The sequence below is a fragment of the Streptomyces sp. NPDC085596 genome (genome assembly GCF_044541565.1).
GTDB lineage: Bacteria > Actinomycetota > Actinomycetes > Streptomycetales > Streptomycetaceae > Streptomyces.
This window is the reverse complement of record NZ_JBITTC010000003.1, coordinates 69,149-82,884: the sequence shown is the minus strand read 5'-3', so window position 1 is coordinate 82,884 and position 13,736 is coordinate 69,149. Positions and strand designations below refer to the sequence as shown.

Annotated in this window: 12 protein-coding genes; 9 read left to right on the top strand and 3 right to left on the bottom strand. The window is 72.6% G+C overall.

Going from position 1 to position 13,736, the window contains the following annotated elements; all coding sequences use genetic code 11:
- The first annotated feature begins 204 nt into the window (after positions 1–204).
- The 7 genes from ACIGA3_RS10395 (at position 205) to ACIGA3_RS10365 (ending at position 5,428) form a co-directional block, all read left to right on the top strand.
- The gene (locus ACIGA3_RS10395) at positions 205–708 is read left to right on the top strand and encodes an Asp23/Gls24 family envelope stress response protein (RefSeq protein WP_399712736.1); all 504 of its coding nucleotides are present in this window, start codon (positions 205–207) and stop codon (positions 706–708) included.
- Between the two features lie 56 nt (positions 709–764).
- Positions 765–950, top strand: coding sequence for a hypothetical protein (locus ACIGA3_RS10390; protein ID WP_399712734.1), 186 nt, complete (start codon positions 765–767; stop codon positions 948–950).
- A complete protein-coding gene (locus tag ACIGA3_RS10385; protein WP_399712731.1) occupies positions 947–1,897 on the top strand; it encodes a DUF6286 domain-containing protein in 951 nt (316 codons plus the stop codon). The genes ACIGA3_RS10390 and ACIGA3_RS10385 overlap by 4 nt, the downstream gene beginning before the upstream one ends.
- Positions 1,897–2,478, top strand: a complete 582-nt coding sequence (locus ACIGA3_RS10380; RefSeq protein ID WP_399712728.1) for a hypothetical protein — start codon at positions 1,897–1,899, stop codon at positions 2,476–2,478. The genes ACIGA3_RS10385 and ACIGA3_RS10380 overlap by 1 nt, the downstream gene beginning before the upstream one ends.
- The gene (locus ACIGA3_RS10375; RefSeq protein ID WP_399712726.1) at positions 2,468–3,358 is read left to right on the top strand and encodes a YihY/virulence factor BrkB family protein; all 891 of its coding nucleotides are present in this window, start codon (positions 2,468–2,470) and stop codon (positions 3,356–3,358) included. Before ACIGA3_RS10380 ends, ACIGA3_RS10375 begins: the two co-directional genes overlap by 11 nt.
- Positions 3,359–3,824: 466 nt before the next feature.
- A complete protein-coding gene (locus ACIGA3_RS10370) occupies positions 3,825–4,772 on the top strand; it encodes a histidine kinase (protein WP_399712724.1) in 948 nt (315 codons plus the stop codon).
- The gene (locus ACIGA3_RS10365; RefSeq protein ID WP_399712721.1) at positions 4,769–5,428 is read left to right on the top strand and encodes a response regulator; all 660 of its coding nucleotides are present in this window, start codon (positions 4,769–4,771) and stop codon (positions 5,426–5,428) included. The genes ACIGA3_RS10370 and ACIGA3_RS10365 overlap by 4 nt, the downstream gene beginning before the upstream one ends.
- A 9-nt stretch (positions 5,429–5,437) precedes the next feature.
- Here the strand turns inward: ACIGA3_RS10365 and ACIGA3_RS10360 are convergent, their stop codons facing one another.
- A complete protein-coding gene (locus ACIGA3_RS10360) occupies positions 5,438–6,670 on the bottom strand; it encodes a cation:proton antiporter (protein ID WP_399712718.1) in 1,233 nt (410 codons plus the stop codon).
- 306 nt (positions 6,671–6,976) lie between these two features.
- Here ACIGA3_RS10360 and ACIGA3_RS10355 point away from each other — a divergent pair, with 306 nt between their 5' ends.
- Positions 6,977–7,285 (top strand): hypothetical protein, encoded by a 309-nt coding sequence (locus tag ACIGA3_RS10355; protein ID WP_399712716.1) that lies wholly within the window; start codon positions 6,977–6,979, stop codon positions 7,283–7,285.
- Positions 7,286–7,303: 18 nt separating this feature from the next.
- On the opposite strand, the gene ACIGA3_RS10350 is transcribed toward ACIGA3_RS10355, so the two are convergent.
- Positions 7,304–9,700 (bottom strand): RICIN domain-containing protein, encoded by a 2,397-nt coding sequence (locus ACIGA3_RS10350; protein ID WP_399712714.1) that lies wholly within the window; start codon positions 9,698–9,700, stop codon positions 7,304–7,306.
- Between the two features lie 96 nt (positions 9,701–9,796).
- Positions 9,797–12,379 carry a PA14 domain-containing protein gene (locus tag ACIGA3_RS10345; RefSeq protein WP_399713968.1) on the bottom strand — a complete coding sequence of 861 codons (2,583 nt, stop codon included), beginning with the start codon at positions 12,377–12,379 and terminating at the stop codon, positions 9,797–9,799.
- 214 nt (positions 12,380–12,593) lie between these two features.
- On the opposite strand from ACIGA3_RS10345, the gene ACIGA3_RS10340 reads away from it, so the two are divergent.
- Entirely contained in the window at positions 12,594–13,631 is a 1,038-nt protein-coding gene (locus tag ACIGA3_RS10340; RefSeq protein WP_399712712.1) for a LacI family DNA-binding transcriptional regulator, read from the top strand.
- Positions 13,632–13,736 lie beyond the last annotated feature (105 nt).

Below are 13,736 nucleotides of genomic sequence, written 5' to 3'. Positions count from 1 at the left end.
CGGTATCCGCCGCGCCCCTTTCCCGCCGTGCCCCTCATCGGCTACTTCAGGCACGAAAACCCAGGTGGATGCAGGTTGTGGGGCGCGTCACCAGGGGGAAGACAGGCATCAGCGGAGAAAATCCGGGAAGCCGCGTCACATTCGTGGACCGGCCGGGTCCAACGGAACGACAACAGCAGTACGGCCCATCGAGAGGACCTGGTCATGAGCGTCCAGAGCGCGCCCGCCACCGGCATCGCCCCGGCGGGCGCCACCACGAAGCCGCAGCCGTCCACGACGGCCCTCGCGGGCGGCGCCATCGGAGCCGACGAGCCCGCCGCCACGCGCGGCCGGACCTCCATCGCCGATGTCGTCGTCGTCAAGGTCGCCGGTGTGGCCGCGCGCGAGATCCCCGGCGTGCACGCCATGGGCGGCGGCCTGTCCCGCACCATCGGCGCCGTCCGCGACCGCGTCCCCGGCGGCCGCTCCAACGTCGGCCGGGGCGTCAAGGTCGAGGTGGGGGAGCGGCAGACCGCCATCGACCTCGACCTGGTCGTGGAGTACGGCGTCCCGATCGCCGACCTCGCCCGCGACGTAAGGGAGAACGTCATCCACGCCGTGGAGCGGATCACCGGCCTGGAGGTCGTCGAGGTCAACATCGCCATCAACGACGTCCACCTGCCCGACGACGAGGACGACACGCCGGAGACCACCTCCCGCGTGGCCTGACACCGGGTGTGGCGAAGCAGGGAAGAAGAGAAGCAGGGAAGAAGGGGACCGGAGAGATGGACAGAGCGCTGGCAGGGCTGATCGCCGGCATCGCGCTGGCGTTCGCGGGCTGGTTCGGCGGCTTCGGCGCGTTCCTGCTCGTGGCCGCGCTCGGTGCGGTGGGCTACGCGGTCGGGTACTGGTTCGACCGGGGCGGACGCGCCGAGGACCTGCGGCACGCCTTCGACCGGGGGCGCCGATGACCGCCCCCGAGCGGCGCGGCACCACCACGGTCTCCGACCGCGCCGTCCGCCGGATCGCCGGCCGCGCCGTCACCGAGGCGCTGCCCGGCCGCGCCGCGCGGACGACCGGCTCCTCGGCCGCCGTGCGCGGCGGCCGGGCCGAGATCGCGGTCGACGTGGCCCTGCCCTACCCGGCACCGCTCGCGCCCACGGTCCGCCGCGTCCAGGACCATGTGACCGCCCGCACCGCCGAATTGACCGGCCTCGACGTGCGCACGGCCCGCGTCGGTGTCACCGCGCTCACCCCGGACCGGATGACCGAACCGGACACGCCCGCGCGGGCGGCGGCCCCCGGCGGCCGGGTCCCGCGCCGCTGGTGGGCGCAGCGCAGGCTGCCCCTCGGCGTGCTCACCCTGCTCGCCACCCTGACCTGCGGCGCCCTCGCCACCGACCTGATCCTCGTGCACACCGGGCACCGTCCGGCCGCCGCCTGGCGCACCGGCGCCCTGCACTGGCTGTACGTGCACGGACCCGGCGAACCGCCGGTCACCGTGGCCGCCCTGGGCTGCGCCCTGCTCGGCGTCTGGCTGATCGTCCTCGCCGTCACCCCCGGCCGGCGCGGCCTGCTCACCGCCCACTCCCCGGCACCGGCCACCCGGGTCGCCGTGGACCGCGCGGCCGTCGCCGCCCTGCTCCGGGACACGGCCGCCGGGACCGAGGGCATCGACACGGTCGCCGTACGGGTCCGGCGCCGCCGCGCCACCGTGCGCGCCGCGCTCGTCTTCGGGGACCGCGCCGCCGCCCGCGAGCAGATCACCGACGCCGCGCGCCGCGCCCTCGCCGAGTGCGGCCTGCGCCGCCCCCTGCGGCTGCGCGTCGCCGTCCGCCCCCTGCCGGTGTGGACGCCGCCCCCGGCCAAGACCGCACCGGCACCGGTGGCGGCCGTGGCGCCCGCCGGGGGCAGCTGATGCAGACCTCCCGTACCGCCCTCAACCGCTGCGTCCTCGCCGTCACCGGACTGGCCCTGCTCGCCGCCGGGGCCTGGCTGGCGACCGCCGACCCGGCCCTCGGCACCCGCATGCCCGCCTGGTGGCCGGGGCCCTCCGGCGACGTCACCTTCCTCAGCCCCGCCCGCCTCCTCGACCTGCGGACCCAAGGGTGGTGGACGCCCACCGTGATGGCCGCCTCCCTCGCCGCCACAGCGCTCGGCGTCCTGTGGTGCGCCCGCCAGTTCCACGGCGGCGGACGCCCGCTGATCACCCTGCCCGCACCCGGCTCCACCGTGCGCGCCCGCGCACTGGAGGAAGCCGTCGCCCGCGACGCGGCCGCCCTCGACGGCGTCGCCCGCTGCCGGGCCCGCGTCCTCGCCGGACGCGACCGGATCACCGTACGGCTGCACCTCTGGCTCCAGCCCGGCACCACCCCCGACGCCGTGCTGCCCGGCGTCACCCGGCTCCTCGGCCGGGCCGAATCGGCCGCCGCCCCCTGTCCCGTCGACGGCCGGGTGCGCCTCAGCGCCCGCCCCCACCAGGTACCGCATGTCCGCTGAACCGCACGCCCCCGCCGCCACCCGACCGCCCCGGCCCACCGGCTGGGGCGCGGCCCTGCGCCGCACGCCGCTCGCCATGTGGCGCGACGACGTCTCCGACGACGCCGCCGCCCTCACCTACTACGCCATCCTGACCGTGCTGCCCGCCCTCCTCGTCACCGTCATCGCCTTCGCGCTGATCAGCCCCGGCACGGCGGAACGGTTCATCACCCAGGTCACCGCCTACGCCCCCGCCGAGTCCGGCGGCGAACTCCACGACGTACTGGGCCGCATGCTGCGCCCCGACGCCGCGATCTGGCCACTGCTGGTCGCCGGGTCCGCCAGCGCCATCTGGTCCGCCTCCAGCTATCTGGCCGTCTTCCGCCGCTCCCTGCACCGCATGCACCGCGTCGAGGATCACCGCTCGCCCCTGCGCAAGGCCCACCGCATCGTGCTGACCGCGCTGGCCCTGCTCGGCCTGCTCGTCGTCAGCGCCCTGGTGCTGCTGCTCACCGGGCCCGTCGCCGAGGCCGCCGGACGCTTCTTCGGCCTCGACGCCACGGTGGCCTGGGTGTGGCGCCTGCTGCGCTGGCCCCTGCTGCTCGTGCTCGCCGTCGTCCTGATCGTGATCGTCTTCCGCACCGGCCCCGTACAGGCCCGGCGACGCAGCCACAGCCTGCCCGGCGGAGTGCTCGCCGCCGCCCTGTGGATCACGGTGTCGGCCGGCTTCGCGCTCTACACCTCCGTGCTCGGCGGCTACAGCAGGCTCTACGGGTCGCTCGCGGGCTCGGTCGTCTTCCTGATCTGGCTCTGGCTGACCAACCTCGCCCTGCTCACCGGCGCCCAGTTCACCGCCGAGCTGAGCCGCACGCCGGCCGAACCGTCCCCGCCGGCCGACTGAGCGGGGGCGGGGGCGGGCCGGGTCCAGCAGCTGGGCGGCGATCCCGCTGAGCACCAGCCCCGTGGCGATCAGCAGCCCGTGCGGCAGCACGATCCCCGCCGCCAGCAGCACCCCGCCGAGCGCCAGCAGCCACCAGCACCGGACACGGAAGGGGCGTGGCGCGGCGCGCGGCGGGGGTGCGGGCTCCTGGCGCGGGCCGTCGTTCGGGCCGCTCCGGGCGAAGCGCCCCCGGACACCGGCCAGGGTCTCCTCCTCGTACACGTGCATCGGGCGCCTCCCTCCGGTTCGCTTCCAGCATCCCGGCCGCGCTGCCGCCCCCGCCATCGGGTATGACCCCCATTCGCGCGGCCTCCGACCCGTAGGGGAGACCCGGATGGGTGCCCACACGGATGGCGCCCCGACCGCTCCCCGCACAGGCTGTAGCTGACGGGCCCGACCGAGACCCGGCGCCAGGAGGTGAGGCGCGGTGCCCCTGTTCTGGCGGATCTTCCTGCTCAACGCCGTGGTCCTGGTCGCGGCCGCCGCCCTGCTGCTCGGCCCCGTCACCGTCTCCACCCCGGTCCTGCTCACCGAGGCCGCGATCCTCACCGTGGGCCTCGCCGCCATGCTCGTCGCCAACGCCGTGCTGCTCCGCGTCAACCTCGCCCCGCTGCACCGGCTCAGCCGCGCCATGACCACCGCCGACCTGCTGCGGCCCGGCGTACGCCCGCCGGTCGGCGGACACGGCGAGATCGCCGAGCTGATCACCGTCTTCAACGCCATGCTCGACCGCCTGGAGCAGGAACGCGCCACCAGCAGCGCCCGCGCCCTCTCCGCCCAGGAGGCCGAACGCCACCGCGTCGCCCAGGAACTCCACGACGAGGTCGGCCAGACCCTCACCGCCGTCCTCCTCGAACTGGGCCGCGTCGCCGGCCAGGCCCCGCCCGACCTGCGCGCGGAACTCCACCAGGTGCAGGAGACCACCCGCGCCGGACTCGACGAGGTCCGCCGCATCGCCCGCCGCCTGCGCCCCGGCGTCCTCGACGAACTCGGCCTGCTCAGCGCCCTCAAAGCCCTCACCGCCGAGTTCTCCGGTCCCGGCCTCACCGTCCGCCACCGGCTGAGCAACGACCTGCCCCCGCTCGGCCACGAGACCGAACTCGTCCTCTACCGCGTCGCCCAGGAAGGACTCACCAACATCGCCCGCCACGCCCACGCCCGGCACGCCGAACTCGCCCTCGCCCGTACCCCGGCCGGTGTCGAACTCCGGGTCGCCGACGACGGCCGGGGCATCGGCGGCGCCCCCGAGGGCTCGGGCCTGCGGGGCATGCGCGAACGCGCCCTGCTCGTCGGCGCCCACCTCACCGTGCGCCCCCGCCCCGAGGGCGGCACCGAGATCCGCCTCATCGTCCCCGTCCGGAGCCGCCGACCATGACCGACCCGGCCCCCGCCCGCATCCTCCTCGCCGACGACCACGCCCTCGTCCGGCGCGGAGTCCGGCTCATCCTCGAGGGCGAACCCGACCTCACCGTGGTCGCCGAGGCCGACGACGGCGCCGAGGCGCTGGCTCTGGCCCGCGCCCACCGCCCCGACCTGGCCGTCCTCGACATCGCCATGCCCCGCCTCACCGGACTCCAGGCCGCCCGCGAGCTGTCCCGCACCCAGCCGGAGACCCGCGTCCTCATCCTGACGATGTACGACAACGAGCAGTTCTTCTTCGAGGCCCTGGCCGCCGGAGCCTCCGGCTACGTCCTGAAGTCCGTCGCCGACCGCGACCTCGTCGAAGCCTGCCGCGCCACCATGCGCGGCGAGCCCTTCCTCTACCCGGGCGCCGTCAACGCCCTCATCCGCGACTACCTCGACCGCGTCCGTGACGGCCGCGCGCTGCCCTCCCGGGTCATCACCGGCCGCGAGGAGGAGATCCTCAAACTGGTCGCCGAGGGCCACACCTCGCAGCAGATCGCCGACATCCTCGTCATCAGCCCCAAGACGGTCGAACGCCACCGGGCCAACCTCCTGCAGAAACTCGGTCTGAAGGACCGCCTCGAACTCACCCGGTACGCCATCAGGGTGGGGCTCATCGAACCCTGAGCGTGCCCCTTACCGATCGACCTCCGCGGGCACCGGAGCCTCCTCGGCAGGCGCGGGGGAGCGGGGCCGGGGAGGCGGGCGCACCGCCCTCATCGCCCGGGCCAGCAGATCCGCCCGTTTGGCGATGACCGGGCCGAGGATCGCCAGCACCAGCACATACCCGGCGATGAACGAGGCGAGCCGGCCGTCCAGCCCCGCGCTAGCCGCCATCGCGCCCAGGACCAGCGCGAACTCCCCACGCGCCACCAGCGTCGTGGCGATCTCGGCGGCCGGCTCGGGGCCGTACCCGTAGGTGCGGGCCACCAGCAGACCGGCGATCACGTTCATCACGATGGTCAGCCCCGCCGCCGCGGCCACCGGACCCGCCACCGACGCCAGCCGGGCCGGGTCCAGCGCCAGCCCGAACGCGAAGAAGAAGATCGCCGCGAACGCGTCCCGCAGCGGATGCACCAGCTTCCGGATACGCGGCCCGGACGACGTACCCGCCAGGATCAGACCCACCATGAACGCGCCGATCGCGTCCGCCACGCCCAGCAGCTCCGACACCCCGGCCACCAGCACCGCCGCGCCCAGGAAACTGATCACCAGCAGCTCGTTGTCGCGGACCTGGATCAGCCGGCCCACCAGCCGGGTGCCGAACCGGGCGAACGCGGCCAGCACCAGCAGGAACCCGAACGCCTTCGCCGCCTGCAACACCGTCTCCCCGACCCCCTCCGCACCCCCGATCACCGGCTGGAGCGCGGCGAGGTACAGCGCGAGGAACAGGTCCTCCACCACGATCACCCCGAGGATCAGCCGGGTCTCCGGACGGCTGATCCGGCCCAGGTCGATGAGGATCTTGGTGACGATCGCGGAGGAGGAGATGCCGAGGACACCGGCCAGTACCAGCGCCTCCCGCGCACCCCAGTCCAGGGCGAACCCGAAACCCAGGCCCGCGCCGACATTGAGCAGCAGATAGATCCCGCCCGCCGTCAGCAGGCGTCTGCCGCCGCGCTGGAGGTCGTCCAGCTTGAACTCCAGACCCAGATAGAACAGCAGCAGCACGAGCCCGAGCGCGGACAGCATCTCGAAGTCGTGCGGGTCCGACACCAGCACCAGACCGGGGGTGTGCGGGCCGAGCAGCAGACCGGCCAGCATGAACAGCGGGATCGTCGGCACCCCGATCCGGGCGCCGAGGCGGGCGAGGAGGGCGGCGGCCAGGAAGGCGCCGCCCATGGCGAGCAGGGTGTCGGCATGTCCCACGGGCCACCTTCGCCTTCCTTGCGGACGCGCGAAGGGCCTGATCCCCGGAGCGGTTCCGGGCGTGAGGCCCCGTGCCGTCGACGGTCTCGGTTCGGGTCGCGGGGGTCATGACACCTTCGCACGCGTCCGCGCCGGGCCACCATCGGTGCCGGCCCCCATATCGGGAGGGGTCCGACACCCATGCGCGGCCGCGCGCGCCGTGCGGCGAACGCCCCGCGACGAATTGCCGACCGTCGCCCGCCGTGTTTCGTTGGGTGCTGAGCCGTCCCCGTCCCGGTGGCGGCGCCCTTGCCGGCTGGAGGAACCGTGGCCGAGAAGTTCGTGCAGATCATCGCCTTCGAGACCGACCGCATCGACGAGATGCGCACCCTGGCGATGGACATCGACAGGCGTTTCGGGGGCATGGAACACGGCCCCACCTACCAGGCCGTCCTCAAGGACAAGAACCAGGACGACCGCTACTACGAGGTGCTGGAGTTCGCCTCCCTCGAGGCGGCCGGCCGCAGCCGCCGGGACCCCGAGGCCCGCGCCTTCGCCGAGCGCATGGCGGCCCTGTGCACCAGCCCGCCGTCCTTCATCGAGTGCGACCTGCTGGAGTCGTCCCGGCCCAGCTGACCAGGACGACTCCCGCGGCTACCCGATCCGCCACAGATGGTCGTCGGTGCCGTTGTCCGCGAACTGCACGACCTGCGCGCTGTTCGCCGTGGACATGCGGTCCACGCCGAGCACCTTGCCGCTGTGCTTGTTCTGGAGCCGGAACCAGCCGTCACCGCTGTCCAGGCGCCGCCACAGATGGTCGTCGGTGCCGTTGTCCTCGTACTGGACGACCAGGGCGCTGTCGGCCGTCGACATGCCGTCCACGCCCAGCACCTTGCCGCTGTGACCGTTGCGGACCAGGAACCAGCCGTCCCCCCGGTCGAGCAACTGCCAGGCGTGGTCGCCGGTCGGCGTGTCGTCGTACTGCACCACTCGGGCGCTGTTGGCCGTGGACATGTTGTCCACGGCGAGCACCTTGCCGCTGTGCTTGTTCCGCACCCGCCGGAACGGCGGCTCCGGGGTCCACGGGCGGCCGTCCGGCGCGGCGGTCGGGAAGCTGCTGATCCGCAGCCGTGCCGCCCCCATCGGTACGAGCGTGACCGTCTCGACCGCGGAGCCGGACCGGGCCGGGCTCTGCTGGAGCGGCGCGACCACGTGCTCGTCGTCCGCGACCCACTCGGGGATACGACGGGCCCTCGCCGTCATCCGTACGGGCGTGCCCTCCAGGGTGAACGGATTGGCCGGGACCGCCCCTGCCGCCCGGAGGAACTCGGGTACCGCGCCCGGCACCAGCCCGTAGTTCCAGGGGGTGGTGGCGTGCACCTCGTACTCGGGGAAGGTGTCGTCGCCCGCGTAGCGGACGTACCGCTCGCCGATCCGCAGCGCGTACGTCAGCGGGCCGTGCGCCACGCTGACCGCGTCCCGGTTACCCGCCCAGGTGCGCACGGTGGTGCGCTGGGGGAGCTTCAGGGCGACCACGTCGCCGTCCGCCCAGGTGCGGTCCACGGTGACGAACGTGGGGCCCGGCCTGGTGGCCACCGCCTGGCCGTTCACCGTCAGCACCGGGTCCGTGCACCAGCCCGGCACCCGCAGCCGCAGCGGGAAGCGGACCGCTCGGGGCGCCGACAGGGTGAGCCGGACCGTCTCGCCGAAGGGGTAGTCGGTCTCCTCGGTGAGGGTGACCCGTGTGCCCCCGGCCACGGTGGCCGTCACCCGGCAGGGCGCGTAGAGGGCCGCCGCCAGACCCTGGTCGGGGGTGGTGAGCCACAGTTCCTCGGTGAAACAGGGCCAGCCCATGCCGTAGTTGTGCGGACAGCACCGGTACTGGTCGACGCCAGGCTGGAACGACTGCATGGCGAAGCCGTTCTGGAACTGCCCCTGCGTTTTCACCGCGTTGTCCAGGTCCACGCTGTTGGCGCTGGTGACGTAGTGCACCGCCCGGCCCTGGGGATCGAGCGCGGCGGGCAGCATGTTGAACGCCAGCTCCTCGCAGCGGTCCGCCCACACCGGGTCCCCGGTGACCCGGGTGAGCAGCTCGTGGCTGGCCATGAACTCGACGATCCCGCACGTCTCGAACCCCTGCCGTGGATCACCGAAACCGGGCCGCAGGTTCTCGTCCCCGGCGAACCCGCCACCGGGGAACTGCCCGTAGACGCCCAGCACTTGGTCGTACGTGCGATACGTGGCGCCGGTGTCCGCGGCCGAGCCGGAACGCCGCGCGTACTGGGCGGGCTCGCGGAAGCCCTGGGCGATGTTGACGTTGTGCGGGGAGGGCAGCGGGCCCGTCCAGTCGGCGCCCCACGTGTGCATCTTGTCGGCCAGGTCCAGCAGGAAGGCGTCGCCGGTACGGTCGTGCAGCCACAGCGCGATGTCGAGACCGTCGCCCCAGCGGGTGGCGATCCAGCTGTGGTCGAAAGCGCCCTTGCCCTGGGCGTTCATGAAGGTCAGGAAGCGGGTCAGGAAGGGGATGATCCGCTGGTCGCCCGCGTACTCCTGCCAGGTGCGCAGCGCCATCAGCAGCGGCAGGAACGGCCAGAAGTCGGGGCCGCCGTCCAGCGAGGTGCGCAAGCCGCGCGGGCCGAAGAAGCCGTCGGACTCCTGGGTGGCCAGCACCGCGTCGATCCAGCGGCGGGCTCTGGCCAGCGCGTCGGCGTCACCGGTGGCAATGGCGAGCGGGACGAAACCCCTTAGCCAGTAGGGCAGTTCCTCCCAGCCGGGCTTCTCGGGGTGCACCCAGCCGGAGGCGTCGAAGTCCAGGAAGTGCGAGCGCTGGTCGTAGCGTCCGCACAATCCGTCCAGTTGAAGGCGGAGTTGGCCGGCCAGCCAGCCTCGCGCGGTGATGCTGCCCGGCGGGAGCCGGGTGAAGGCGGCCGGGGCCAGCGCGCGGGCGGCGCGGCCGGTGGCCGGGGCGGCATACGCCAGGGGGCCGGACAGCGCGGCCGAACCCAGCGCCAGCGCGCCGCCGGCCAGGAAGTGACGTCGGTCGAGGGACATGCGGGCGCTCCTGGGGGTGAGTCCGGCATGGGGGTGCGCGGCCCGCCCCACAAAAGCGGGGCGGGCCGACGCGGTGCTTCAGGTGCTTCAGGTGCTTCAGGAGGCGCAGGTGAGCGTGCCGTTCTCGGCGCCCTTGATCAGCGCCTCGTGCGCGGTGTGCAGCCGCTCGGTGTCGGCCTTGAGCACCTTGCGGTCATAGGTGAGCAGGCCGTTCAACTCGCCCTCGACGTCCGTGATCTGGGTGTACACGGCGCCGTTGCTGCCCTTGCAGGCCGCGAGCTGCTCGACCTCCTTCAGCCGGTCGAGGTAGACGTCGGTGTACGTCTCCGGGGTGACGCCCACATAGGTCATCTGGACCGGGAAGGCGTGTCCGGGCACACCCAGACCGAGGCCGCCGTACTCGCCGCTGACCAGCGCCCTGCGGCCGTCCGCCTGCGGGACCTGGGGGCTGGGATAGCCGTGGGCGTCGGCGATGTCGCCGTTGCCGCCGTCCACCGCGCCGCAGCAGTTCAGGCCGCTCATGTTGTTGACCAGCCGGGTCGGGTCGAGGGACTTGGCGTAGTCCGCGATCCGCGCCTGGTCGTACTGTCCCCAGCCCTCGTTGAAGGTGACCCACATGACCACCGACGGGTGGCTGTCATGCTGGAGGATCATCTCCTTCAGCTCGTGCTCGTACTCGGTACGGGCCGCCGCCGACGGGTTGACCGTGTTCATCGCCGGCATGTCCTGCCAGACCATGAGGCCCAGCTTGTCCGCCCAGTAGTACCAGCGGTCGGGCTCCACCTTGATGTGCTTGCGCACCGAGTTGTAGCCCAGCTGCTTGTGCACCTTCAGGTCGTAGGCGAGTGCCTCGTCGGTGGGGGCGGTGTGCAGGCCGTCCGGCCAGAAGCCCTGGTCGAGGGTGGCCATCAGGAACACCGGCTTGCCGTTGAGCAGGGTGCGCTGCTTGCCGTTCACCGTCTTGACCTCGACCGAGCGCATACCGAAGTAGCTGCCCACGTGGTCGGCGTTCGCGCCCCGGCCGACGGTGACCTTCAGCTGGTACAGGTGCGGGTCGTCCGGGGTCCACAGGTGCGGGCGGGGGACGGGGACGGAGAAGGCGTTGCCGCCGGTGCCACTCGCCCGGCCGACCTCGCGGCCGCCGTCGTAGGCGACGGCCGTGACCGGCACGCCGTCCCGCACCCCGCGCACGCTCACCGACACCGAGCGGTTCGCCAGATCGGGGGTGGTCTTCACGTCCTCGGCGCGGTCCCGGCCAACCGGCTCCATCCACACCGTCTGCCAGATGCCGGAGCTGGGCGTGTACCAGATACCGCTCGGGTCCAGCCGCTGCTTGCCGATCGGCGGGTTCTCGCCGTTCGCCGAGTCGGTCGGGTCGTAGACGCCGACGATCAGTTCCTGGAGGCCGCCGCTCTTCTTCAGCGCATCGGTGACGTCCAGGCTGAACCGGTCGTAACCACCCTTGTGCTCGCCGACCTTGCGGCCGTTGACGTACACCACGGCCTGCCAGTCCACCGCGTCGAAGTTGAGCTGGAGCCGGCGTGTGCCGTGCACCTGCCAGTCGGCGGGCACGGTGAAGGTCCGCTTGTACCACATGCGGTCCTCGTGCCGTTCGATCCCCGACAGCTGGGACTCGACGGGGTAGGGCACCAGGATCTTCTCGCCCAGCTTCTTGCCGGTGGGCGGCTGCTCGTCCGCCTTGGCGCCCGCGAACTCCCAGGTGCCGTTGAGGTTCTTCCACTTGTCGCGGGTCAACTGGGGCCGCGGGTACTCGGGATGGGCGTTGGTGGGGCTCACCTTGTCGGCCCAGGGGGTGCGCAGCTGGTACGTGGAGTGGTTGCTGCCCGTGCTCCAGAAGTCGGCGACCGTCGCGCCGTCGGTGCCGGTCAGGCCGCCCTTGCCGTCGTAGCGCAGGTCCGCGTAGCCGCCGTGGCCGCCGACCACCGGTTCCTTCAGCGGGACGACGAGCTTGCTGGGGTCGGACGGGTCCAGATGTGCGGTGCCGCGCGGCCAGGCGGAGCCGCCGACATCGATGTCGAGGTGCTCGTCGAACCCGGCCGGGGGAGCGGCCAGCGGCTGGGCGAAGTCCAGCACCAGGGTCTTGCCGTCCGGCTGGATCGCCGAGTCCTGCGGGCCGTTGTAGGTGAACCCGTCCGGCAGACTGAACGCCGACTGCGGGATCGCCCCCTTGGCACCGCCGGGCGGTGTCCAGCGCACATGCAGGTTGGAGCCTCCGTAGTGCTCGAAGTACTCCACCTTGATGTCGTAGGCGTGCCCCGCCTCCAGGGTGACGGGCGCCGAGTTCTGCTCGCGGTCCCAGTCGTCCACCCAGTGGTCGATGACGGACTTGCCGTCGATCCACAGCCGGAAACCGTTGTCCCCGGTGATGGAGAAGGTGTGCGCGCCGGTGGTGGCCGGGGTGAGCCGGCCGGTCCAGCGCACGCTCACGTCGTCCTGCTGCCCGGCGCGGGCCTTCAGGCGCGGTTCGAGGTCGGCGAAGTCGAGCGAAGGGTCGAAGGCGGTCGCCTTCAGCGTGGCGAAGTCGAAGGCTCCGGACGCGGACTGGGTGTAGTACTCACCCTTGAGACCGTGAGCCTCGGCCGGGCCGTCGGCCTTCGGGGACTCCGGGGCCGCCGGGGCTGCCTGGGAGGCGGCGGCCCCGGAGACCACGAGCGTCAGAGCGGTGAACGCGGAGGCCAGCCAGCGGTGCGGGCGGGACCTGCGGCGAGAGGATGGTGGCACGAGTACCTCCGGGGGGAACGGAGTTGCGGGTGCGTGCTCTGCCCGTGCTCCAGCACATCTTGTATAACGTTGGAAACAAGGGCAGTTGGCATGAGAACACGCCTCCTGTGCTCTGTCCAGGTGTCTGACACGAGACGTGGGAGGACTGAGGATGCACGTGAGTCTGAAGGACGTGGCCGAACGTGCGGGGGTCTCCGTGAAGACCGTCTCGAACGTGGTCAACGACTATCCGCACGTCACCCCGGCCATGCGGGCCCGCGTCCAGTCGGCCATCGACGAGCTGGGCTACCGGCCGAATCTGACCGCCCGTCACCTCCGCAAGGGCCGCACCGGGATCATCGGCCTGGCCGTGCCCGAACTCGGCAACTCCTACTTCGCGGAACTCGCCGGCGCCGTCATCGACGCCGCCGCCCAGCACGAGTACACCGTCCTGCTCGACCACACCCAGGGCCGGCGCGAACAGGAGATCCTGGTCTGTCAGGGCTTCCGCGCCAGGGTCATGGACGGCCTGATCCTCAGCCCGCTGGAGCTGGAGACCGAGGACCTGGCCGCCCGCCGCGACGACGCGCCGCTGGTCCTGCTCGGCGAGCGCCGCTACGACCTGCCCTACGACCACATCGTCATCGACAACATCGCCGCCGCCCGTGCCGCCGTACGCCATCTGCTCGCCCTCGGCCGGCGCCGCATCGCCTTCCTCGGCGCCCGCCAGGACCGTTCCCACCAGCCCGCCCACCTGCGCTTCATCGGCTGGCAGGCCGAACTGGCCGCCTCCGGGGTGGTGGTGGACGAACGGCTGGTCGCCACCACGACCGGCTGGGGCCACGAGGACGGCGCGCGCGCCATGGCCGGGCTGCTGGACTCCGGTGAGCGCCCGGACGGGGTGTTCGCCTACAACGACCTGGTCGCGCTGGGCGCGATGCGGGTGATGTCCGAGCGGGGACTGAGGGTGCCCGAGGACGTCGCCGTGGTCGGCTTCGACGACATCACCGAGTCCCGGTACGCCGCCGTCACCCTGACCACCGTCTCCCCGGACAAGGAGGCCATCGCCCGGCTCGCCGTCGAGTCCGTCGTCGGCCGGCTCAAGGGCGACCAGAACCAGGAGACCCCCCGAGCCGCGCGCCTGCTCCAGCCCGGCTTCACCCTCGTGGAGCGGGAGAGCACCCTCGGACGGCGCCCGCACTCGTTCTGACCAGCACAAACCCCTTTCCGTAGGCCCCAGTTGGCGCCTATACCGGTTCGATGTCGTCGCGCGCGAGGTGTTTACACGGCACTTCCAACGATGTAAAAAGCATCC

Bases quoted from the DNA above. Each gene is read 5' to 3' on its own strand.
- ACIGA3_RS10395 (WP_399712736.1), top strand. From the start codon at position 205: ATGAGCGTCCAGAGCGCGCCCGCCACCGGCATCGCCCCGGCGGGCGCC.
- ACIGA3_RS10390 (WP_399712734.1), top strand. From the start codon at position 765: ATGGACAGAGCGCTGGCAGGGCTGATCGCCGGCATCGCGCTGGCGTTC.
- ACIGA3_RS10385 (WP_399712731.1), top strand. From the start codon at position 947: ATGACCGCCCCCGAGCGGCGCGGCACCACCACGGTCTCCGACCGCGCC.
- ACIGA3_RS10380 (WP_399712728.1), top strand. From the start codon at position 1,897: ATGCAGACCTCCCGTACCGCCCTCAACCGCTGCGTCCTCGCCGTCACC.
- ACIGA3_RS10375 (WP_399712726.1), top strand. From the start codon at position 2,468: ATGTCCGCTGAACCGCACGCCCCCGCCGCCACCCGACCGCCCCGGCCC.
- ACIGA3_RS10365 (WP_399712721.1), top strand. From the start codon at position 4,769: ATGACCGACCCGGCCCCCGCCCGCATCCTCCTCGCCGACGACCACGCC.
- ACIGA3_RS10350 (WP_399712714.1), bottom strand. From the start codon at position 9,700: ATGTCCCTCGACCGACGTCACTTCCTGGCCGGCGGCGCGCTGGCGCTG.
- ACIGA3_RS10340 (WP_399712712.1), top strand. From the start codon at position 12,594: ATGCACGTGAGTCTGAAGGACGTGGCCGAACGTGCGGGGGTCTCCGTG.